22 protein-coding genes and 1 pseudogene are annotated in these 20486 nt (G+C 73.9%); 11 read left to right on the forward strand and 12 right to left on the reverse strand.

What is annotated here, in order from left to right:
* Position 1 precedes the first annotated feature (1 nt).
* A complete protein-coding gene (locus C5507_RS12355) occupies positions 2-1024 on the reverse strand; it encodes an NADP-dependent oxidoreductase (protein WP_207225884.1) in 1023 nt (340 codons plus the stop codon).
* A gap of 69 nt (positions 1025-1093) precedes the next feature.
* Here C5507_RS12355 and msrA point away from each other — a divergent pair, with 69 nt between their 5' ends.
* The 3 genes from msrA to C5507_RS12370 all read left to right on the forward strand — a co-directional run bounded on the left by msrA (position 1094) and on the right by C5507_RS12370 (position 3877).
* Entirely contained in the window at positions 1094-1747 is a 654-nt protein-coding gene (msrA, locus tag C5507_RS12360; RefSeq protein ID WP_104528826.1) for a peptide-methionine (S)-S-oxide reductase MsrA, read from the forward strand.
* Positions 1748-1841: 94 nt separating this feature from the next.
* Complete coding sequence (locus C5507_RS12365) at positions 1842-2756, forward strand: haloalkane dehalogenase (protein WP_104528827.1); 915 nt, start codon at positions 1842-1844, stop codon at positions 2754-2756.
* A complete protein-coding gene (locus tag C5507_RS12370) occupies positions 2753-3877 on the forward strand; it encodes a class I SAM-dependent methyltransferase (RefSeq protein WP_104528828.1) in 1125 nt (374 codons plus the stop codon). The genes C5507_RS12365 and C5507_RS12370 overlap by 4 nt, the downstream gene beginning before the upstream one ends.
* 252 nt (positions 3878-4129) lie before the next feature.
* Here C5507_RS12370 and C5507_RS12375 read toward each other — a convergent pair whose 3' ends face one another.
* Positions 4130-4624: a phosphoribosyltransferase gene (locus C5507_RS12375; RefSeq protein ID WP_104528829.1), complete on the reverse strand. Its 495-nt coding sequence runs from the start codon at positions 4622-4624 to the stop codon at positions 4130-4132.
* A gap of 163 nt (positions 4625-4787) precedes the next feature.
* Between C5507_RS12375 and C5507_RS12380 the strand changes: the two genes are divergently transcribed.
* A complete protein-coding gene (locus tag C5507_RS12380) occupies positions 4788-5783 on the forward strand; it encodes a sensor histidine kinase (RefSeq protein ID WP_158657594.1) in 996 nt (331 codons plus the stop codon).
* A 12-nt stretch (positions 5784-5795) separates the two neighbouring features.
* On the opposite strand, the gene C5507_RS12385 is transcribed toward C5507_RS12380, so the two are convergent.
* From C5507_RS12385 to C5507_RS12400, 4 genes are all read right to left on the reverse strand, one after another.
* Positions 5796-7649, reverse strand: a complete 1854-nt coding sequence (locus tag C5507_RS12385) for a sensor domain-containing diguanylate cyclase (RefSeq protein ID WP_104528831.1) — start codon at positions 7647-7649, stop codon at positions 5796-5798.
* A gap of 65 nt (positions 7650-7714) precedes the next feature.
* Positions 7715-8728 (reverse strand): ATP-dependent DNA ligase, encoded by a 1014-nt coding sequence (locus C5507_RS12390; RefSeq protein WP_104528832.1) that lies wholly within the window; start codon positions 8726-8728, stop codon positions 7715-7717.
* Between the two features lie 93 nt (positions 8729-8821).
* On the reverse strand, positions 8822-9202 hold the full coding sequence (locus tag C5507_RS12395) for a MerR family transcriptional regulator (protein WP_104528833.1): 381 nt from the start codon (positions 9200-9202) through the stop codon (positions 8822-8824).
* Positions 9202-10677, reverse strand: coding sequence for a SulP family inorganic anion transporter (locus C5507_RS12400; RefSeq protein ID WP_104528834.1), 1476 nt, complete (start codon positions 10675-10677; stop codon positions 9202-9204). The genes C5507_RS12395 and C5507_RS12400 overlap by 1 nt, the downstream gene beginning before the upstream one ends.
* Before the next feature lie 142 nt (positions 10678-10819).
* Here C5507_RS12400 and C5507_RS12405 point away from each other — a divergent pair, with 142 nt between their 5' ends.
* Complete coding sequence (locus C5507_RS12405) at positions 10820-11326, forward strand: DnaJ family domain-containing protein (protein WP_158657595.1); 507 nt, start codon at positions 10820-10822, stop codon at positions 11324-11326.
* 8 nt (positions 11327-11334) lie between these two features.
* Here the strand turns inward: C5507_RS12405 and C5507_RS23325 are convergent, their stop codons facing one another.
* On the reverse strand, positions 11335-11463 hold the full coding sequence (locus tag C5507_RS23325; RefSeq protein WP_278044332.1) for a hypothetical protein: 129 nt from the start codon (positions 11461-11463) through the stop codon (positions 11335-11337).
* Between the two features lie 137 nt (positions 11464-11600).
* On the opposite strand from C5507_RS23325, the gene C5507_RS22685 reads away from it, so the two are divergent.
* A complete protein-coding gene (locus C5507_RS22685) occupies positions 11601-11777 on the forward strand; it encodes a hypothetical protein (protein ID WP_165400476.1) in 177 nt (58 codons plus the stop codon).
* Positions 11778-11837: 60 nt separating this feature from the next.
* Here C5507_RS22685 and C5507_RS12410 read toward each other — a convergent pair whose 3' ends face one another.
* Together C5507_RS12410 and C5507_RS22325 are read right to left on the reverse strand one after the other, a co-directional pair.
* Positions 11838-12353 carry a DUF2269 domain-containing protein gene (locus tag C5507_RS12410; protein ID WP_104528836.1) on the reverse strand — a complete coding sequence of 172 codons (516 nt, stop codon included), beginning with the start codon at positions 12351-12353 and terminating at the stop codon, positions 11838-11840.
* Positions 12350-12499, reverse strand: a complete 150-nt coding sequence (locus C5507_RS22325; protein ID WP_158657596.1) for a hypothetical protein — start codon at positions 12497-12499, stop codon at positions 12350-12352. The genes C5507_RS12410 and C5507_RS22325 overlap by 4 nt, the downstream gene beginning before the upstream one ends.
* A gap of 42 nt (positions 12500-12541) precedes the next feature.
* On the opposite strand from C5507_RS22325, the gene C5507_RS12415 reads away from it, so the two are divergent.
* Both C5507_RS12415 and C5507_RS12420 read left to right on the forward strand, forming a co-directional pair.
* Positions 12542-13111 carry a TetR/AcrR family transcriptional regulator gene (locus C5507_RS12415; RefSeq protein WP_104528837.1) on the forward strand — a complete coding sequence of 190 codons (570 nt, stop codon included), beginning with the start codon at positions 12542-12544 and terminating at the stop codon, positions 13109-13111.
* Positions 13112-13373: 262 nt separating this feature from the next.
* Positions 13374-13940: pseudogene (locus tag C5507_RS12420) on the forward strand (hypothetical protein); the annotation flags it as partial.
* On the opposite strand, the gene C5507_RS12425 reads toward C5507_RS12420, so the two are convergent.
* Both C5507_RS12425 and C5507_RS12430 read right to left on the reverse strand, forming a co-directional pair.
* Entirely contained in the window at positions 13941-14510 is a 570-nt protein-coding gene (locus C5507_RS12425) for a DUF421 domain-containing protein (RefSeq protein WP_104528839.1), read from the reverse strand.
* A 68-nt stretch (positions 14511-14578) separates the two neighbouring features.
* Positions 14579-14995 carry a MarR family winged helix-turn-helix transcriptional regulator gene (locus C5507_RS12430; RefSeq protein ID WP_207225886.1) on the reverse strand — a complete coding sequence of 139 codons (417 nt, stop codon included), beginning with the start codon at positions 14993-14995 and terminating at the stop codon, positions 14579-14581.
* Positions 14996-15081: 86 nt separating this feature from the next.
* Between C5507_RS12430 and C5507_RS12435 the strand changes: the two genes are divergently transcribed.
* From C5507_RS12435 to C5507_RS12445, 3 genes are all read left to right on the forward strand, one after another.
* On the forward strand, positions 15082-16923 hold the full coding sequence (locus C5507_RS12435) for an ABC transporter ATP-binding protein (protein WP_104528840.1): 1842 nt from the start codon (positions 15082-15084) through the stop codon (positions 16921-16923).
* A 106-nt stretch (positions 16924-17029) separates the two neighbouring features.
* Positions 17030-18109 (forward strand): alkene reductase, encoded by a 1080-nt coding sequence (locus C5507_RS12440; RefSeq protein WP_104528841.1) that lies wholly within the window; start codon positions 17030-17032, stop codon positions 18107-18109.
* A gap of 206 nt (positions 18110-18315) precedes the next feature.
* A complete protein-coding gene (locus tag C5507_RS12445) occupies positions 18316-19218 on the forward strand; it encodes a GGDEF domain-containing protein (protein WP_242611254.1) in 903 nt (300 codons plus the stop codon).
* 12 nt (positions 19219-19230) lie between these two features.
* Here the strand turns inward: C5507_RS12445 and C5507_RS12450 are convergent, their stop codons facing one another.
* On the reverse strand, positions 19231-20457 hold the full coding sequence (locus C5507_RS12450; protein ID WP_104528843.1) for an EAL domain-containing protein: 1227 nt from the start codon (positions 20455-20457) through the stop codon (positions 19231-19233).
* Positions 20458-20486: the final 29 nt, after the last annotated feature.

Here is a 20486-nt window from a genome sequence, read left to right on the forward strand (position 1 = left end):
GTCAGCCGTCCTCGGCCGCGAGCCGGACGATCATCTTGCCGGTGTTGCCGCCGCGCAGGAGGTCGAGGAAGGTGTCCACCGCGTTCTCCAGCCCCTCCCGCACGGTCTCCCGGACCACCAGGTCACCGGCGCGCAGCCACTCCGGCACCTGGGCGGCGAACGCCGGCTGCAGGTCGGTGTGGTCGCCGACGATGAACCCGCGCAGGCTCAGCTTCTTGCTGACCATCTGAAACATGTTCCGCGGCCCGGGCGGCGGCTCGACGGCGTTGTAGGCGGAGATCGCGCCGCACAGCGCGGCCCGGCCGTGCTCGTTGAACGCGCCGATCGCTGCTTCCAGGTGCTCGCCCCCGACGTTGTCGAAGTAGACGTCGATGCCGTCCGGGGCCGCGGCCGCGAGCAGGTCGGCGACGCGCCCGTCGTGGTAGTCGAAGGCCGTGGTGAAGCCGAGCTCCTCGGTCAGCCAGCGCACCTTGTCCGGTGTCCCGGCGCTGCCGATCACCGCCGACGCCCCGCTCAGCCGGGCGAACTGGCCCACGAGACTGCCGACGGCGCCGGCCGCGCCCGACACGAAGACGGTGTCGCCCGCCCGGAACTCCGCGAGCCGGAACAGCCCGGCCCAGGCGGTCAGCCCCGGCATTCCCAGGACGCCGAGGTGGTAGCTGGGCGGGATGCCGGGCAGCTCGGGCAGCACGCGCACGTGCGCGGCGTCGAGGACGGCGACGTCGCGCCATGCGGCGTCGGCGAGGACCAGGGAACCCTCGGGGACGTCGGCGGACCGCGAGGCGACGACCCGGCCGACGGCGCCGCCGCGCATGGTCTCGCCGATCTCCCACCGGGCGGCGTAGGACTTCCCGGCGTTCATCCGGCCGCGCATGTACGGGTCGACCGACATCACGAGCATCCGGATGACGACCTGGCCCTCGGCGGGGTCGGGCCGGTCGAGCTCGACCAGCCGGAAGTCGTCGGGGGTGGGCTCGCCGTGCGGCCGGGCCGCCAGCTGCCATTCACGGGTGCGCACGGTCACCCGTCGATCATGCGCCCGACCAGGTGCATCGCGTGCCACCGGGTTGCGACGCCGTCCTACGCTCGGGACATGTTGTTCTCCCGTGCCAAGACCGAACTGGTCGCGCCCGAGGGCGCCCTGCCGGGTCGTCCCGACCCGCTGCCGCACGTGCCCGAGGTGCACGCGGTCAACGGCAACCGCATCCAGCCGCCGTTCCCCGACGGCATGCAGACCGCCGTCTTCGGTGCCGGGTGCTTCTGGGGCGTGGAGAAGGTCTTCTGGGAGACCCCGGGCATCTACTCGACCGCCGCGGGCTACGCGGGCGGGTACACCCGGAACCCGACCTACGACGAGGTCTGCTCGGCGCGCACCGGGCACACCGAGGTGGTTCTCGTCGTGTTCGACCCCGCGGTGATCTCCTACGAGCGGCTGCTCAAGGTCTTCTGGGAGGACCACGACCCGACGCAGGGCATGCGGCAGGGCAACGACATCGGCACCCAGTACCGCTCGGCGATCTACTACGCGTCGCCCGAGCAGGAGCAGGCCGCACGGGCCACCCGGGACGCCTACCAGGAGCGGCTGCAGGCGGCCGGCTACGGCGAGATCACCACCGAGATCGCGCCGCTGGGCCAGTTCTTCTACGCCGAGGACTACCACCAGCAGTACCTCTACAAGGTGCCGAACGGCTACTGCCCCGTGCACTCGACCGGCGTCTCCTGCCCGGTCGGCCTGCCCGGCGTCTGACGCGCCCCACGCCAGGCATGGGAAGCGATACCTGCGTCTTCCGCGCCGCTGACGCAGGTGATGCTTCCCATGCCTGGCCTGGCAGGGTGGCGGCATGGAGATCCTCCGGACGCCGGACGAGCGGTTCGCCGACCTGCCCGACTTCCCGTACCAGGCCCGCTACGTGGCGGTCGACAGCGGCGACGGCGGGCGGCTGCGGGTCGCCCACCTCGACGAGGGACCGGCCGACGGCGAGACGGTCCTGCTGCTGCACGGCGAACCGTCGTGGTCCTTCCTCTACCGGCGGATGATCCCGGTGCTGGTGGACGCCGGGCTGCGCGTCGTCGCGCCGGACCTGGTCGGTTTCGGCCGCTCGGACAAGCCGGCCGCCCGGGACGACTACAGCTACGCCCGGCACGTCGGGTGGATGCGCCAGGCGCTGCTCGACGAGCTCGACCTGCGCGACGTCACCGTCGTCGGGCAGGACTGGGGCGGGCTGATCGGGCTGCGCCTGGTCGCGGAGAACCCCGACCGGTTCGCCCGGGTCGTCGTCGCCAACACCGGCCTGCCCACCGGTGACCAGCCGATGAGCGAGGCGTTCCTGGCGTGGCAGCGGTTCTCCCAGGAGAGCCCGGACTTCCAGGTCGGCCGGATCGTCGGCAACGGCACGGTCGCCGGCCTGTCCCCGGAGGTCGTCGCCGCCTACGACGCGCCCTTCCCCGACGACTCGTACAAGGCCGGCGCGCGGATGTTCCCCGCGCTGGTGCCCACGGCACCCGATGACCCTGCGGCGGCGGCCAACCGGGCGGCCTGGCAGGTGCTCACCCGGTGGGAGAAGCCCTTCCTCACCGCGTTCTCCGACTCCGACCCGATCACCGGCGGAGGCGAGCGGGCCTTCCAGAAGCTGGTGCCCGGGGCGCAGGGGATGGCGCACACCACTCTGCCCGGCGGCGGGCACTTCCTGCAGGAGGACGTCGGCCCCGAGCTGGCCCGCGTCGTCGTGGAGCTGATCGCCGCGACCCCGCGGTGAGCTCCCCCGAGGAGTTCTTCGCCCGGTTGGGTCGCGCCCCGGACGTCGAGGCCCCCGATCTGGTGGCCGTCGACGCCACCGACCGGCTGCTGCTGGACGAGGCCGCTGCCACCCTCGCCCTCTGCGGGCCCGGCGAGGTGGCCGTCGTCGACGACGGGTACGGCGCCCTCACCCTGGGCGCGGTGGCGCTGCACGGCGCGAGCGACGTGCGGGTGAGCCAGGACCTGCTGGTCGGGGAGCTCGCCCTGGCCCGCAACGCCGAGCAGCTGGGCCTTCCCGGCTCCTACCGGTCGCTGCCGCTGGACGCCGGGCTCGCCGCCGGTGCCCGGCTGGTGCTGGTGCAGGCGCCCAAGGGCCTGGAGGCGCTGCGGGAGATCGCGGAGGTGGTGGCCTCGTCGGCCGCGCCGGACGTGACGGTGCTGGTCGGCGGCCGGGTCAAGCACATGACGCACGCGATGAACGACGTCCTGCGGGAGTCCTTCACCGACGTCTCGGCAACCCTCGCGCGGCAGAAGTCGCGCGTGCTGGTGGCCCGCGGTCCCCGCCCGCACGGCTCGTCCTTCCCGCGCCGCCAGGTGCACACCGACCCGCCGATGACCGTCTGCGCGCACGGCGCCGCGTTCGCCGGCACGAGGATCGACATCGGCACCCGCGTGCTGCTCGGCTCGCTCGACCGCATGGCCGCGGCCGGCACCGCGCTCGACCTGGGTTGCGGCACCGGTGTGCTGGCGGTCGCGCTGGCGCAGGCCCGGCCGGACCTGCGGGTGGTCGCGGCCGACCAGTCCGCCGCCGCGGTCGCCTCCGCCCGGGCCACGGCCGACGCCAACGGGGTGGGGGAGCGGGTCGAGGTCGTGCGCGACGCCGCCGCCGCCTCGCTGCCCGACGCGAGCGTGGACCTGGTCGTCTGCAACCCGCCGTTCCACGTCGGCGCCGCCGTGGTCACCACCGCAGCCGACCGGCTCTTCGTGGCGGCCGCGCGGGTGCTGCGGCCCGGTGGCGAGCTCTGGACCGTCTACAACAGCACCCTCAGGTACAAGCCGGTGCTGGGGCGGACGGTCGGCCCGACGTCGCTGGTGGCGCGGACGCCCAAGTTCACGGTCACCGTCTCCCACCGCCGCTGACCGTCCGCACTTCCGGAAGAAATAGGTTCCGACCCATCTCGGGCGGGTTTACGGAACGAGGAAGGTTCATCGATCGGGTGATTCCGCTGTAGTAGTTCCAGCGAGCCGCCGATGAAGGGGGCATGGCGCCGATCCGGCGCAGCAGAGACTTGGTCGCGGGGCCCGGCGCAAGACGCGGCGACGGGGCGACCTGGGGGGACGGCGGCGGTGGGAGCGATCCCACCGCCGCCGATCTGCGTCCCGGCCGGGTGGTCAGTGCCCGGAGGAGCCCGCCCGCCGCCGCACCGGCGGCTCGGCCGACCAGGGGAAGTCGATCCAGCGGTCGGTCCGGCGCCAGACGTAGTCGCAGCGCACCAGCGAGCCGGGCTTCTCGTAGATGACCGCGGTGCGGACGTCGGCGACGTAGCCGGCGCAGAACGACCGGACCAGCTCGAGGGTCTTGCCGGTGTCCGCCACGTCGTCGGCCACGAGCACGTTGGCCCCGGTCAGGTCGACCACGTCGAGGGTCGGTGGGAGCACCACCGGCAGGTCCAGCCGCTCGTCCACCCCCGTGTAGAACTCCACGTTCATCACGAAGAGGTTCTTGACGTCCAGCGCGTAGCCCAGGGCCCCGCCGAGGAAGAGCCCGCCACGGGCGATGGACAGCACCAGGTCCGGTTCGAAGCCGTCGGCGGCGACCTGCCGGGCCAGCTCACGGCTGGCCGTGCCGAACGCCTCGTAGGTCAGGACTTCACGGTCGTCGCTCACGGCGTCGATGGTGCACGTGAAACATCGTCGCCGGGGGCGGGAGGCCGCTCGTGCCACCGGTACCGGCCCGGTGGCGACGTCGTCACGGACATGCCCCACACTGTTCAACCATCCGGCGTTCAACCATCCGGCCGAGGCGCGGCCGCGGACCACTGAGGACTGCATGAGCGAGGCGGTGGACGCAGGCACGACCCGTGCCGCTGTGCCGGCACTCGACGGCGCCCAGCCGCACGCGCACGTGGGGCTGCTGTTCGGTTCCGACGCAGAGATGCTGGCCGGTGTCGTGCCCTTCGTCGAGGCGGGCCTCCTGGCCGGGGACCTGATCCTGGTCTCCTGCCCGCCGGCCACCGTCGCGCTGATCACCGGAGCACTGGGCGACCGTGCGGCCGAGGTCGCCGTCGACGAGCGGATCTGCCTGATCGGTACCCGGGTCGCCGATGCGACGGGTGTGACCGCCGAGTGGGTGCAGCGGGCGCGGGCCGCCCGGTCCGGACGGTTGCGGCTCGTCACGCAGGTGCGGTTCGGGACCGCACCGCGGAGCCGGCGCGAGGGGCTCCGGTACGAGGCCGCGGTGAACCCGGGCCTGGCGGGGCAGCCGGTGTCGGTGCTGTGCCTGTTCGACCGCCGGGAGCTCCCCGCGGACGTGCTGGGCGGGGTCGCGCGGACGCACCCCCTGCTGATCTCCGGCGGCGCCGTGCGGCCGAGCGGCGAGTTCGGCGATCAGCGGGACTACGTCCGGCGGCTGCCGGTGCCCCGCGAGTCGTTCGAGGACGCCGGCCCGGTGTTCGGCGTGACCGACGCAGAGTCGCTGGCCGCCCTGCGGGCCGCTCTCCGCGCGGTGATGTCGGAGCGGGTGAGCGACCCGGACCTGGCCGAGGACCTGCACTTCGCGGCCAGCGAGATCGCCTCGAACGCGTTCCGGCACGGCGCCCGGCCGGTCTCGGCGAAGGTGTGGGTGTCCGACGACCGGCTGGTCTGCGCCATCAGCGACAGCGGGCCCGGGTTCGACGACCCGTTCACGGGTTTCCGTCCCGCGCACGGGGACGACCTCGCGCTGGGCGGCATGGGGCTGTGGCTGGCGCGGAAGCTGTGGGACCACGTGGACGTCCTGCCCCGGCCCGGGGGTGTCACCGTCCGGCTCAGCACCCGCCTGAGCTGACCCCGGGGCCGGTCAGGTCCTGGCGTCGCTCCCCGGCACGGGGGCCGGCGTGGTGCCGGAGAGGGCCCGGGAGTCCTTGCCGCCGCGCTTGGCGCTGTACATGGCGGTGTCGGCCCGGTGCAGGAGCTCCTCGGCGGTGCAGCCGGGACCGGCCAGGGCGCCGCCGACGCTGGCCGTCACCGTCACGGGCCGGCCGGCGAGCTGCACCGGGAGGCGGACGGCGGCCAGCAGCCGGTCGGCGACGTCGCGGAGCCGGTCGGCGTCGGCGTCCATGAGCAGGAGGGCGAACTCGTCCCCGCCCAGCCGGGCGACGACGTCGTCGCCGCGGACGTCCGCGGAGAGCCGGCCGGCGACGGCGAGCAGCAGCTCGTCGCCGGCCGCATGCCCCAGCGTGTCGTTGATGCTCTTGAAGTCGTCGACGTCGACGAAGAGGACCGCCGGCGGGGCCGCCGGGTCGGCGTCCGCGGTCGCGGCCACCAGCCGGTCGTTGAATGCCGTGCGGTTGAGCAGACCGGTCAGCGGATCGGTGGTCGCCTGGCGGCGCAGCTCGTCCTCGAAGAGCTTGCGGTCGGTGATCTCCCGGATGTTGACCACCCAGCCCTCGATGCCGGCGGCGTCGACCCGGCCGCTGATCCGCATCTCGACCCAGCGTGCGTTGCCGGAGCTGTGCTGGACCCGGATGTCGGTGTCGGTGAAGCCGCCGGTGGCCGGGCCGGCGGACGCTACGACGGCGCGCAGCCGCGCCTGGTCCCGCGGATCGGCGAGGGTGATCGCCTCGCGGCCGACGTAGTAGGAGGCGGGCCGGCCGAGCAGCGACTCCACGGCGGGGCTCATGTAGGAAATCGTGCCGTCGGAGGCGATGATCGAGATGACGTCGGCGGAGTTGGCCAGCAGGAGCTCCAGCCGTGTCTGGCTGGCGTCCAGGGCGACGCGGATCCGCTCGCGTTCCCGGTCCAGCGCCATGAGGCGCCACAGGGCGAGGCCGGTGAGCGTCGCGCTGCCGATGCCGAGCACGTAGCCGATCCCGCCGCGGCCGAGGGTCCAGAGGATCAGCAGGGCCGGGCTGACCAGGAGCGCAGCGCCCAGACCGAGGACCCGGCTGCCGGTGTCCTCGTGCACGGACGAGGGCGGCTCGCCCATCGTCGCGACGGCGGGGTGCCGTCCGGCGAGGCAGAGCGCCGCCACGGCCAGCAGCGGCAGGGGGTCCAGGAGGGGTGCGTCGCGCAGGGCCGTGTCACCCAGGATGCGGCCGCCGTACCCGATGACGGTGAACACGCCGGCGACCAGGAAGGCCATGGTGGTGACCGACCGGCCGCCCCGCGACATGGCGAGCGGTACGCAGACGAAGAGCAGCACGACGGTGACGAGCGGCGTGCCGATGTCGACCTCGACCAGGTCGACCGACATCGAGCGCCGGTCCCCGCCGACAGCCAGGATGGCCAGGCCGGCGGCCAGCAGCAGCGTGGCGGTGTCGATCCAGCTGCTCCAGTCCCGGCGACGCCGGCCGCTCCGGATCACTCCGAGGGCGCCGACCACGAGGGCCGCGTAGGCGGCGACGTCCAGCAACGACTCCACGGCCGACGACGGTCCGGGTGCGATCCCGCTGAGCGCGACGACCTCCGCGACGCAGCTCGCGGCGAAGAAGCCGAGGCCGGCACCGATGGCGCGCCAGGCGACGACGAGCCGGGTGCGGTGCCGACGAAGCGCGCACAGGACGGCGGAGGTGCCGAGTCCGAACAGGACGACCTCGGCGGCGGGCCGCCACGGCCCGGCAGGGACCACGGTCACGATGACGGCGACGACCAGCACGGCGAGCGCCGTGTGCAGCCAGGCAGCACGGGCGATCGGAGGGGTGTGGCCGGTCACGAACCCCCATCGACCTGCAGGGATGCAAACTTGACCGGTTCATCCCCCCGAGGGGTGCGCCCCGCTCAGGGCAGGACGGGCAGGTCGTCGGCGTGCAGGTCCGGGCGGACGCGGACGAAGCGCAACGGGTGCCGGAACACCCCGGCCTGGAGCGCGGCATCGGCACTGACCTCGACCACGGCGGTCGGCTCGACGCGGGTGAGCGGCACCGACAGCCGGCCGCCGCCGAAGCGGCCCGTCCCGATGCGCTCGGGCCAGGGGTGGTCGTCCGCCGCGGGGCGCAGCACACCGGCCAGCTCCGCGGACTGCTCCGGTGTCAGCGGGCTGGTGCGGCCGACCACCACGAGCTCGCCGCCCCGGTACTGCCCGGCCACCAGCTGGCCGGGGCGTCCGATCGGGCCGATGACGCCCCCGGCGAGCACCTCGGTGGTCTCCCAGCTCTTCACCTTCAGCCAGTCGCGGCGACCCGGTGCGTAGCGGGTGGCGGCGCCCTTGACCACCAGCCCCTCGACCCCCGCGGGACGGAAGTCGTCGAACCACCGCCGGGCCTCGACCGGATCGGCGGTCACCGGCGAGAGCTGCATCGGCGGCGCCCAGCGGGCGGCCAGGCCCTCCAGGCCCGCGCGGCGCCGGGCGAAGGTGCTCCGGCGGAGGTCCTCACCACCGGTGGCCAGCAGGTCGAAGGCGACGTAGGACGCCGGCGCGGCGGCCACCTGGGCGGCGATGCGACCGGCGGCGGTCACCATGCGGCGCTGCAGCAGCCCGAAGTCCAGCCGGTCGTCGTGCCAGATGACGACCTCGCCGTCGACGACGGAGCCGGGGGGCAGCTGGGCGACCGCGGCGGCGGCGAGGTCGGGGAACCGGTCGGTGAGGTCACGCCCCTGCTTGGACCACAGCCGGGTGGAGCTGCGGTCGCGCACGATGACGAGCCGGTAGCCGTCCCACTTGGGTTCGTACCGGCAGCCACCGGACAGCGCCGTGGGCTGCGGGATCTCCCGCACCGGCTTGGCCAGCTGCACCGCGACCGGGCCGGCCAGCTCCGGTGGCAGCGCGGGCAGACCCGGGACGGACAGAGGCACCCGCCCAGCCTGCTCGGTCCCGCCCGGAGTCGCAGCACAGGGCGCCGCGGCAGTCACCCGTTCGCGCTCCGTGACACGCGGAGGGAGAGGTGATCAGCCCAGTCGGCCGGCCAGGTCCGCGGCGAACCCCTCCGCGATCGACAGCTGCTCGCGCAGGGCGTGCACCCGGGCGGTGGCCGCCTCGTGGAACATCCGCAGCCGGTCGGCCAGCGCGGCGTCGCCGGGGCGTTCGGCCAGCTCGGCGAGAAGTCCGAGCAGCTCCTCCATCTCCTCCAGCGAGAAGCCGAGCGGCTTCATCCGCTTGATGACCTCGAGCCGGGCGACGTCGTCGTCGCTGTAGAGCCGGAAGCCGCCGTCGCTGCGGGTGGTGGGCCGGACCAGCCCGTTCTCCTCGTAGAACCGGATGGTCCGCAGGCTCAGGCCGGTGCGCTCGGCGACCTGGCCGATCTGCAGCAGGCCGGTGCGGGCGGCCATCAGTGGCCCGCCCCGAGCTGCCCGGAGTGCCGCTCGAACCGGCTGAGCGAGTGCTCGTCGAGGCCGACGATCTCCACGGACTTCCCGCGGGTGGCGTACTTGTGCGTGATGGCGTCCAGCACCGCGACCGTCGAGGCGTCCCACACCTGGGCGCCGGAGAGGTCGATGACCACGTGCTCCGGGTCGTCGGCGTACTCGAACTGGGTGTACAGGTCGTTGCTCGAGGCGAAGAAGAGCGCGCCGTCCACGGTGTAGCGCGCGGTGCCGCCCTCGACCACCCGGTCCACGTCGACCAGGTGCGCGATCCGCTGGGCGAAGAGGACGCAGGCCACCAGCACGCCCACGCCCACACCGATCGCCAGGTTGTGGGTGATCAGCGTGACCGCGACCGTCGAGAGCATCACGGTGGTCTCGCTCTTCGGCATCCGGTGGATGGTCCGCAGGCTGTGCCAGTCGAAGGTCGCGATGGACACGAAGACCATGACGGCGACGAGGGCGGCCATCGGGATGATGCTCACGATGTCGCCGAGGGCCACGACGAGGACCAGCAGGAAGACGCCGGCCAGGAAGGTCGACAGCCGGGTCCGGGCGCCGGACGCCTTCACGTTGATCATCGTCTGGCCGATCATGGCGCAGCCGCCCATGCCGCCGAAGAAGCCCGAGGCCATGTTCGCCACACCCTGCCCCCAGGACTCGCGGGTCTTGTCCGAGTGCGTGTCGGTGATGTCGTCGACGAGCTTGGCCGTCATCAGCGACTCCATGAGCCCGACGAAGGCGACGCCGAGGGCGTAGGGGGCGATGACGCCCAGCGTCTCGGCGGTGAAGGGCACGTCGGGCAGCAGGAAGAACGGCAGGCTGTCGGGCAGCTCGCCCTCGCCGCCGACGTCGGGCAGCTCCCAGCCGCCCGTCACGGTGAGCGCGGTCAGCACGATGATCGCTACCAGGGGTGCGGGGACGGCGCTGGTCAGCCGGGGGAGCAGGAAGATGATGGCCAGCCCGGCGGCGACCATCGGGTAGACCAGCCACGGCACGCCGATCAGCTGCGGGAACTGCGCGCTGAAGATCAGGATCGCCAGCGCGTTGACGAACCCCACCATGACGCTGCGCGGGATGAACCGCATGAGCCGGGCGACGCCGGCGGCGGCCAGCAGGATCTGGAAGATCCCACCCAGGATGACCGCGGCGAACAGGTACTGGACGCCGTACTCCAGCGCGAGCGGGGCGACGACCAGGGCGATCGCACCCGTCGCCGCGGTGATCATCGCCGGTCGGCCGCCGGTGAAGGCGATGACCACCGCCATGACGAAGGAGGAGAACAGGCCCACCCGCGGGTCGACCCCGGCGAGGATCGAGAAGCTGATGGCCTCGGGGATGAGCGCCAGGGCGACCACGAGGCCGGCCAGCACCTCGGTGCGGGCGACCCCCGGGTTCAGCCAGGACGGGCGGGCAGGGCGGAGCGCAGGCAGGACGGACATGCTCCCGTTTCGGGTGGAGGGCTGGTGGCGACTCCCCGTGCGTCGGGCGCGGGGGCGCGGATCACGGTCCATGCTGCCGCAGACCCGACTCTCACGTAAGAGGAGAGTGCAGAGTTCCCGGTCACTCGTACCGTGGAGGGCGATGACCGAGCGGAAGCCGCCGGGAGTCTCGTACGAGACCTGGGTGGAGCACCAGATCGCCCGCGGGCAGGCCCGCGGCGACTTCGAGAACCTGTCCGGGGCCGGCCGGCCGCTGCCCCGCGAGGCGCTGTCGGAGAACGCCTACGACTGGGCCGTCGCCAAGGCGCGGCGCGAGGGCGTCGAGACCGCGGCCATGCTGCCTCCGGGCCTCGCGCTGCGCCGTGAGCGCGACGAGCTGCCCGGGCGCGCCGCCCGGCTCACCTCCGAGGCCGAGGTCCGGGGGCTGGCCGAGGACTACAACGCGCGGGTGGAGGCCTTGTGGCGCCGTCCCGCGGAGAGCCGGTGGGCCCCGGTGCCCGGCCTGGCCGACGTCGACGCGCTGCTGGACGGCTGGCGACGGGACCGTCCACCGGCGCCACCGGCGATCGCGCCGCAGGTGGAGGTGGTCCCGCCGGCGGGTCGCCTCTCCCGCCTGGCGGCGCGGCTGCGCCGCCGTCGTCCGGCCTGACCGGCGGGTCAGTCCTCCGCGTCCTCCTGCTCGTGCGCGGCGAGCTCGCGGGTGGCCATGCCGCCGGAGCCACCCTCGTCGTGCTGGCCCGGGTGGAGGTTGATGGGCTGGTCGTCGTCCTCGCGTGGCTCGGTCACGGCCCGAGCGTGCCTCTGTGCCGGGTGCCGCGCAGGTCGGGAGGTCCCTGGTCGCCCCGTGCCGTCCGCCCGGAGCGAACGAGGGCCTGCCTGCCGATCGGCGGGGTAGGGGAGCGGTCCGCCACGAAGGAGGCACCATGACCGAGACACCGGGCACCGACCGCGACGAGGCCAGGGAGAACGTCCGCGACGAGACCCCGCTGGTCCCCGAGGACGTCGAGGGGGCCGGCGACGACGTCCGGCCACAGGGGGACGAGGGCGTGACGGGCGACGACGCCAAGCCCTCGGCGGGCGACACCGAGCTCGGCACCTGACCCGCCGGCGGTCGGTTCCGCCGCCCCGGGGGGTGACCTCCGGGGCGGCGGCGGAGCCGGTCAGGCGCGGGGCGCCCGGCCCGCCTGCTGCATGCGCCACCCGTAGCGGGTCAGCCCTCGCGGCTTGTGGACCGACAGCACGACGGCGCCCAGCAGCACCACCAGCGCTCCCAGGCTGTGGACGAGCGGTGAGCTGCTGAGCGGTACCGCCGACCCGTCGGCGATCCGGGCCGTGGCGGCGAGCCGGCCCAGCGTTCCCGTGTAGAGCAGCAGCACCCCGGTGGCGAGGACCGTCAGGACCAGCTTGACCACGACCCACCAGTGGCGGACCAGGCCCCACGGGGTGAGCAGTGACTGGAGGACGCCGCTGACCAGCGAGGCGACCGCGAGCGGGACGAGCACCCACCAGCCGATCCGGTCGAGGACGAGGTAGCCGGCTCGGACCAGCTGGGCGTCGGACGAACCGGCGACCACGGCGCTCAGGGCGACCGCGACCACCACGGCGCCCAGCCAGCCGACCGACGAGGTGACGTGGAGCGTCAGGGTGGCCTTGCGCACGACGGGGGGCGCGGTCACGAATGGAGACCGGGACCGTGGTCCACGCCGAGGAGTGCTCCGGCGAGCAGGAGCAGCAGCAGGAGCCCGGCCACCACGGCCAGCGCCACCACCCACCGGGGCGTGCGCGGTGGGCCCCCGTGCTGCGGAGCGTTCCGGATGACCATGACGGGAACGATACAACGTGTCTCGATGAATAGGATGTGCCCATGCCGCGACTCCGGGAGGGCACGCTCGCCGCGCACCGGTCCGTGGTGCAGGCCGCGATCCTGGACGCGACCGGGGCCCTGGTGGCCCGCGGCGGGCTGCGTGCGGTCACGATGTCGCAGGTGGCCGCGGACGCGGGCATCGGCCGGGCGACGCTGTACCGGTACTTCCCGGACGTCGACGCGCTGCTGCACGCCTGGCACGAACGGCGGCTCGGGCAGCACCTGCACGAACTGGCCGGACTGCGGCGCGCCGGCGGGCCGGCGCTGGACCGGCTGGCCGCGGTCCTGCAGGCCTTCGGCTCCATCCGGCACCGGCACCCGGGCGTCGGCGACGCGGCTCCCCTGCACGGCGGTGCGGCCGTGACGCGGGCGCACGGGCACGTGCGCGAGATGGTCCACGGGCTCGTCTCCGCGGCGGCCGCCGACGGCGCCGTCCGGACGGACGTGCCTCCGGCGGAGCTCGCGGCCTACTGCCTCGCGTCGCTGGACGCGGCAGCGGAGCTGGGCTCGGGAGAGGCGGTCGAGCGCCTGGTCGCGGTGACGCTCGACGGGCTCCGGCCGCGGGGGTGACCGGCGCCGCGGTCAGGAGCTGCGGACGGCGAAGTGGTGAGGGCGAACAGGGCGATGCTCACCCGGGCGAGCGCCGGCGGCATGGGTGCGACGGTAGCGACGCCGGGCTGCCGGGCGAGCCATCCGCCCGCCCGCGCGCTTCGGTGCCGACCTCCCTACGGTGGAGGTCATGGACAGCTCCGACCTGCTCGCGCTGCGGACCGACGACCGCGCGGCCCTGCTCCTCGTCGGCCTGCGGGGCGACTGGTAGCCCTACTGCTGCGCCCAGGCGGTCCGTCTGGCCCAGTCGTCGTCCCGGCTCGCTGCTGCGGGTACCGAGGTCGTGCTCGCCTCGGTCGATCCACCGGAGGTGCAGCTGGCCTTCGACCACACCTGGCGCGTCCCCTACCGCTGGGTGAGCGATCCCGACGGGTCCCGGCTGGCCCGTCCGCTGGACGCCTGGGACCAGGACGCCTCGATCTTCCGGCCGGTGGTCGTGGCGGTGGGGCCGGACGGCGGCGAGGTGTTCCGCGAGCGCTCCCGCGACTTCACCGACCGCCCCGACGACGAGCCGATCCTGACCGCCGTCGAGCGGCTCGGCCTCCCGGCGCTGCCCGAGCCGGGACCGTGGACCCTGGACGGCGTCGACCCGCGGCCGTCCGAACGCGCGTTCACGCCGGCCTCGTTCATCCCCTACTTCCGCGCGATCAAGTTCAACACCCTCGCGCTGAGCGAGCGGATGGTCGACGAGCGGGACCGGGACGAGGTGCTGACCGAGAACACCATGGCAATCTCCTTCCTCGACGCGTTCGACGCCTGGCGCGCCGAGCACCCACCGCGCGGGCAGTGATCAGGACGGCGGGCGGCGGGGGCCGGGCTCGTCCCGCTCGGCTCCGAGCAGGCGCTCCGCGCCCGGGACGTCGGAGAAGAGCCACGGGTCCAGCGGCTCGGACCGCCGGATCACGCTGACCGCCCCGGTGCGCTCCAGGACCACGCAGCGCACCTCGGCGAGGTCCCGGATGCCGGCCAGGCGGAGCTTCTGCCGCAACTCGTCCTCGGCGACGTGGGCGGCGCGCAGGTTGTCCGTCAGCGGGGTGGGGCCGGCCATGAGGAGGACGGGCGGACGGTTCATCAGCCGGTCCACCCACCGGCTCTGCCGCAGCCGGGCCAGCGTGGTCTGCGTCGCGAACAACGTGACCATCGCGACGACGCCGGTGGCCAGGGTGGGATCGAGCAGCAGCACGGTCCGCCCCACCACCGCGCCGAGCGCGATCGCGCACCCCAGGTCGAAGCTGGACATGGTCGCGAGGCTGCGCTGGCCCACCAGGCGGACGCAGAGGACCAGGGTCAGGTACATCGCCACCGTGGTGAGCACGACCAGCGCGGCAGTTCCCGCGTCGATCCCGAGCTGCTCCCGCATCGGATCCCCTCGGCGTCGACGGTCGGACCGGCCCATTGTCGCCGGTCCGCGTCGTCGGCGGCCGGGCCTCAGCCGGCGAGCGTCCGGAGGATGCGGGCCAGCGTCGTGCGGTCCTCCTCCCCCAGGCGGGCGAACAGCTCCGCGGAGTCGGCCGCCCGGGCCCGCCCGACCTCGCCCCGGATGCGCCGGCCCTCCTCGGTGGGTCGCAGCAGCACCGCCCTCCGGTCACCCGGATCGGGCGTGCGCTCGACCAGGCCGCGTTCCTGCAGCCCGTCGGCCACCTCGGTCGCCGAGCGCGGGGCGATGTGCAGGGAGTCGGCGAGGTCGGACAGGCGCACCCCGTCGCGCTCGCAGACCACCCGCAGCGCCCGGGCCTGGTGCGGGGAGAGGTCCCAGGGGGCGAGGGCGTCGCGCCATCGGCGCCGCTGGGTGCGGGCCGCGCGCATGAGGAGGTCGCCCAGCTCGCCGCTCCCGTCGTCCGCCACGGGGGAATGGTAGCGACGACCCCGCGTGTTCCTCATCATGAGGTAACCTCAGCAATCGTGGAAGGGGAGGTGGTGGCATCACCGAGATGACGACGGGCGGCCGGGGCGGTGGTCCCGGTGGTGGTGGCATCGGTCGCCGGCCCGACCCCGCCGACCGGGCCCAGCTCGAGCGCTCCCCCGTCCGCTGGAGCCGCGTCGCCGCGCTGTTCCGCCCCTACCGCTGGCAGCTCGCCGTCGTCGTGGCCCTGATCGTCGCCTCCTCCGTCGTCGCCCTGGCCACCCCGTTCCTGATCCGCCTGGTGATCGACGAGGCCATCCCCGAGCAGGACGTGCCGCTGCTGCTGTGGGCGGTCGGCGGCATGCTGGCGGTCACCGTGGTCACGGCGATCTTCGGCGTCGTCCAGACCTGGCTGTCCACCACCGTCGGGCAGCGCGTCATGCACGGCCTGCGGACGGCGGTCTTCGCGCACCTGCAGCGCCAGTCGCTCGGCTTCTTCACCCGCACCAGGGGTGGGGAGGTGCAGTCGCGGCTGATGAACGACGTCGGCAGCATGCAGTCGGTCGTCACCTCTACCGCGACGTCGTTCGCCTCCAGCGCCACGACGGTCATCGGCACCGTCGTCGCCATGGCGGTGCTGAGCTGGCGGCTGTCCCTGCTGTCGCTCGTCGTGCTGCCGCCGGCGGTGTGGCTGACCCGCCGGGTGGCCCGCATGCGCCGGGCGATCACCGCGCAGCGCCAGCGGCACCTGGCCGACCTGCACTCCCAGGTGGAGGAGGGGCTCTCGGTCAGCGGGGTGCTCCTGGGCAAGACCCTGGGCGCGGGGCCCGCGCAGTCCCGGCGCTTCGCCGGCACGTCGGAGTTCCTCGTCGACCTCGAGGTGCGCTCGCAGCTCGCCGGCCGCTGGCGCATGGCCACCATGAGCATCGTCTTCGCCGGCATCCCGGCGCTGATCTACCTGGCCGCGGGGCTGCCCGCGACGTCGGGCGGCATGACCATCGGCACCCTGGTCGCCTTCACCACGCTGCAGGGCGCGCTCTTCCGGCCGCTCATGCAGCTGCTGGACATCGGCGTCTCGCTCACCGCCTCCATGGCCCTGTTCAGCAGGGTGTTCGAGTACCTGGACCTGCCCGTCGACATCGACGACCCTGCCGACCCGGTCCGCGTGGACCCCGCCGGCGCCCGCGGCGAGGTCCGGTTCGAGCACGTGGGCTTCCGCTACCCCGACGGCGTCCGCCCCGCGCTGACCGGCATCGACGTCGTGGTGCCGGCCGGGACGACGCTGGCGCTGGTCGGCGAGACCGGATCGGGCAAGAGCACGCTGGCCTCGCTGGTGGCCCGGCTCAACGACCCCACGACCGGGCGCGTGCTGGTCGACGGCGTGGACGTGCGGGACATGCGGCTGGCCGACCTCGCGCAGGTCGTCGGCGTCGTCAGCCAGGAGACCTACCTGCTGCACGGGACGGTCCGGGAGAACCTGCTGCACGCCCGTCCCGACGCCACCGACGAGGAGGTCGTCGACGCCGCCCGCCGGGCCCAGGTGCACGACGTCGTCACCGCGCTGCCCGACGGCTACGAGACCGTGGTGGGTGCCCGCGGGCACCGGTTCTCCGGCGGGGAGAAGCAGCGGCTGGCCATCGCCCGCACGCTGCTGCGCGATCCGCGGGTGCTGGTGCTCGACGAGGCGACGAGCGCGCTGGACAACGAGACCGAGCGGGCGGTGCAGGCGGCGCTCGACGAGGCGAGCCGCGGCCGCACGACGATCACCATCGCTCACCGGCTGTCCACGGTGCGGCACGCCGACTGCATCGCCGTCCTGGACGCGGGTCGGATCGTCGAGCAGGGGACGCACGAGGAGCTCATGGCGCGGGGCGGCCGCTACGCCCGGCTGGCCGGCATGGCCCAGCGGGACGCAGTGCTCAGCTCCTGACGCACCGGGGCATGGGAAGCGATACATGCGTCCGGGAGCCCTGGACGCATGTATCGCTTCCCATGCCTCGGGAATCGGAGGCGGGGCGGATCCGGTTGCGCGCGACATGGACCTGTTCTCCCCCGTGCGGCTCGGCGACCTCGAGCTCGCCAACCGCGTCGTCATGGCCCCGCTCACCCGGATGCGCTCCGGTCGCGCCGGCGTTCCCCGCGACATCGTCGTCGAGCACTACGAGCAACGGGCCGGCGTCGGCCTGATCATCACCGAGGGCACGTTTCCCAACGACGAGTCGCGCGCCTTCGCCGGCCAGCCGGGCATCGTCACCGAGGAGCAGGCGGAGGGGTGGCGCAGGGTCGCCGACGCGGTGCACGCCCGTGGCGGCCGGGTGGTCATGCAGGTCATGCACGGCGGGCGGGTCTCGCACCCCGAGCTCACCGGCACGCGGGTCGTCGCGCCGAGCGCGATCCCGATCCGCGGCGAAGTGCACGTCGGCGGCGGCGTGAAGCAGCCGTTCCCGGTGCCGCACGCCCTCACCACCGAGGAGGCGCGCGCGACGATCGCCGACTTCGTCGCGGCCTCGGAGCGCGCGGTCGAGGCCGGGCTGGACGGTGTCGAGCTGCACGCGGCCAACGGCTACCTGCTGCACGAGTTCCTGTCGCCGGCGTCCAACCAGCGCGAGGACGTCTACGGCGGCAGCCCCGAGAACCGCGCCCGCTTCGTGATCGAGGTGGCCACCGCCGTGGCCGAGGCCGTCGGTGCCGGCCGGGTCGGCATCCGGATCTCGCCCGAGCACAACATCCAGGACGCCCTGGAGACCGACCGCGAGGACGTCCTGGCCACCTACGGTGCGCTGGTGGACGGGCTCCGGCCGCTGGGCCTGGCCTACCTCAGCGTGTTGCACGTGGAACCAGGCGGCGAGCTGGTGCAGGAGCTGCGCACCCGCTTCGGCGGACCGCTGGTGGCCAACAGCGGCTTCGGCCGGATCACCACCCGCGAGGAGGCCGTACGGCTGATCGAGGACGCGCACGCCGAGGCCGTCGCCGTCGGGCGTCCGGTCCTCGCCAACCCCGACCTGGTCGAGCGCTGGCGCGGGGAGCACCCGGAGAACGAGCCGGACACGCGCACCTTCTACGCGTCCGGGCCCGAGGGCTACATCGACTACCCGACCCTTCCCGCGGCCTCCTGACCCGAGGGGGCCGGCCGGGCTCGCGCCCGGCCGGCCCCGCCCCGCAGGCCCACCCGAGGTCCGGGACCTCCTGACCGGACCCGCGTCAGGAGAACCCGGGTGGCTGGGCAGCTCACGAAGCGACCCGCAGCGTGCCCGAGCCACGTACCTTCGCGCCTCCCGGGTTCGGAACACATCCGTCCGCCGATCGCGAGGAGCGTCATCAGGTGACTGCGAGGGAAGGTCAGGTGTCGAGTGCCGGCCCCACCCCGGCGCAGCTGGCCCAGGACCTCGTGGACGCCGTGGAGGCGCTGGTCTGCGTCGTCGACGGCGAGGGCCGGATCATGCTCACCAACCCCGCGCTGCAGCGGTTCACCGGGCAGGACGCCGAGACGCTCCGGGGCAAGCGGTTCGTGGAGGTGTGGGTGGCGCCCGAGGACGTGGCGCTGGCCGAGCAGGCCGTGCAGCTGGCGATCGAGAGCGGCCGGGCCTACCCCCAGGAGGGGGACTGGCTCACCATGGGCGGCGAGCGGCGCCGGGTGACGATGCGCAACACCGTGCTGCACGACGCCGACGGGGTGCCGTACGCGATCGCCTGCGTGGGCCTGGACGTGACCGACGACCGCGCGCGGGAGGCGCGGCTGCGCCACCAGACGCGGACCGACGTGCTCACCGGCCTGGCGAACCGGGGCGCGTTGTTCGACGCGCTGCGCACGAAGCTCGACGCCGAGGACGGCACGGGATGCGGGCTGCTGTTCTGCGACCTGGACCAGTTCAAGGCGGTGAACGACGAGTACGGGCACGCGACCGGTGACCGGCTGCTTGCCGAGGCGGCCGCGCGGCTGGCCGAGGCAGCCGGACCGGAGCACCTGGTGGCGCGCTTCGGGGGTGACGAGTTCGTGATCCTGTGCCCCTGCGGCGAGGAGACCCAGCTGCGGCAGTTGGCCGAGCGGGTCACCGCGCAGGTGGGCCGGCCGTTCCCGGGCCCCGAGGGTCCGCTGCTCATCGGGGTGAGCGTGGGGATCGCCTCCGGACGGCCGGGGGAGCCGGTCGACGCGGTGATCGCGCGGGCCGACCAGTCGATGTACGGGGCCAAGAGCAGCCTGCGCCGTCGCAACCCGCGTGCCTGAGCGGACCGGCGGTCAGACCTCGACGGCCGAGCGCACCGCACGGCGCGGAGAGGGGACGCGGACCGCGGCCACGGCGTCGAGCGCCTCGGGCGGGCCGGGGCGGCCGAAGTGCCAACCCTGGCCGTGGTCGACGCCCAGTTCGCGCAGCCTGGTGTGCTCCGCGGCGGTCTCGACGCCCTCGGCCACCACCTGGACGCCGCAGCCGTGCGCGAACTCGGCCAGCGACCCGACCAGCTTGGCGAGCACCGGATCGGTGTCCAGACCGGTGACGATGCTGCGGTCGATCTTGATCACGTCGGGGGCGGTGACGACGATGTGCCGCAGAGAGGAGAAGCCGGCGCCGACGTCGTCGATGGCCAGCCGGAGGCCGGCGGCGCGCAGCGGCGCCAGCGCGGCGGTCAGGGCGGCGTAGTCCTCGACCTGGTCGTGCTCGGTGAGCTCCAGCAGGATCCGCTCGAGCGGCAACCGGGCGAGCAGCGCCGCGCACTCGTCGGTGAGCAGCGTGCCCGGGGAGACGTTCATGGCCACGTAGCCCTCGACCCGGTCGAGCAGGGCGGCCGCGCGCTCGAGGGCGAGCAGCTCCAGCCGGTGGCCCGCACCGACGCTGTGCGCCTCGGCGAAGCAGACGTCGGGCGTCATGCCCCAGTCGCCGGGGAAGCGGCTGAGCGCCTCGGCCCCCACGCGGCGACCGGTGGCCAGCGCGACGATCGGCTGCAGGACGACGGTGGGCCCGCCGGCGGCGATGAGCGGGTCCAGGCGGGCGGTGATCTCCTCGCGCCGCTCCTGGGACCGCACCGCCGGCTCGATGATCACGGCGGCCGCGGAGGCGAGGACGTCCATCAGCGCCTTGTCGCGCGTGGTGAGGTCCTTGTCGGTGGTGAGCCCGGCGGCGCAGAAGGTGCCGTAGAGGGTCCCGTCGCTGAGGATCACCGGCACGGAGACGTAGCTGCGCAGCCGTGGCATGCGGGCGGCGGGCAGCTTCATCGCCTCGGGGAAGTCCTTCAGGTTGGGGATGACCTGCGGGATCTTCTTGTCCAGGACCGCCTGGCAGAGGGTCACCTCCTGGCGCTGCTGGTAGCCCTCCTGGAAGAGGAACGGCACCGAGGTGTCCACGACCTCCAGGTGCTGGGTCGTGCCGTCGAGCCGGCTCAGGAACGCCACGCTCAGCCGCAGCGACTTGCGGGCCGTGTGCAGCAGATCGGCGATCTGCTGCTCGGCTGCCGAGCGTCCTGTGCCCACGTCCGTCCCTCCGCCGTGCCGTTTCCTCC

It is taken from the genome of Blastococcus saxobsidens (assembly GCF_002938435.1).
Classification (GTDB): Bacteria; Actinomycetota; Actinomycetes; order Mycobacteriales; family Geodermatophilaceae; genus Blastococcus; species Blastococcus saxobsidens.

Bases quoted from the DNA above. Each gene is read 5' to 3' on its own strand.
- msrA (WP_104528826.1), top strand. From the start codon at position 1,094: ATGTTGTTCTCCCGTGCCAAGACCGAACTGGTCGCGCCCGAGGGCGCC.
- C5507_RS12365 (WP_104528827.1), top strand. From the start codon at position 1,842: ATGGAGATCCTCCGGACGCCGGACGAGCGGTTCGCCGACCTGCCCGAC.
- C5507_RS12380 (WP_158657594.1), top strand. From the start codon at position 4,788: ATGAGCGAGGCGGTGGACGCAGGCACGACCCGTGCCGCTGTGCCGGCA.
- C5507_RS12395 (WP_104528833.1), bottom strand. From the start codon at position 9,202: ATGGCCGCCCGCACCGGCCTGCTGCAGATCGGCCAGGTCGCCGAGCGC.
- C5507_RS12400 (WP_104528834.1), bottom strand. From the start codon at position 10,677: ATGTCCGTCCTGCCTGCGCTCCGCCCTGCCCGCCCGTCCTGGCTGAAC.
- C5507_RS12405 (WP_158657595.1), top strand. From the start codon at position 10,820: ATGACCGAGCGGAAGCCGCCGGGAGTCTCGTACGAGACCTGGGTGGAG.
- C5507_RS22685 (WP_165400476.1), top strand. From the start codon at position 11,601: ATGACCGAGACACCGGGCACCGACCGCGACGAGGCCAGGGAGAACGTC.
- C5507_RS22325 (WP_158657596.1), bottom strand. From the start codon at position 12,499: ATGGTCATCCGGAACGCTCCGCAGCACGGGGGCCCACCGCGCACGCCC.
- C5507_RS12415 (WP_104528837.1), top strand. From the start codon at position 12,542: ATGCCGCGACTCCGGGAGGGCACGCTCGCCGCGCACCGGTCCGTGGTG.
- C5507_RS12425 (WP_104528839.1), bottom strand. From the start codon at position 14,510: ATGCGGGAGCAGCTCGGGATCGACGCGGGAACTGCCGCGCTGGTCGTG.
- C5507_RS12435 (WP_104528840.1), top strand. From the start codon at position 15,082: ATGACGACGGGCGGCCGGGGCGGTGGTCCCGGTGGTGGTGGCATCGGT.
- C5507_RS12440 (WP_104528841.1), top strand. From the start codon at position 17,030: ATGGACCTGTTCTCCCCCGTGCGGCTCGGCGACCTCGAGCTCGCCAAC.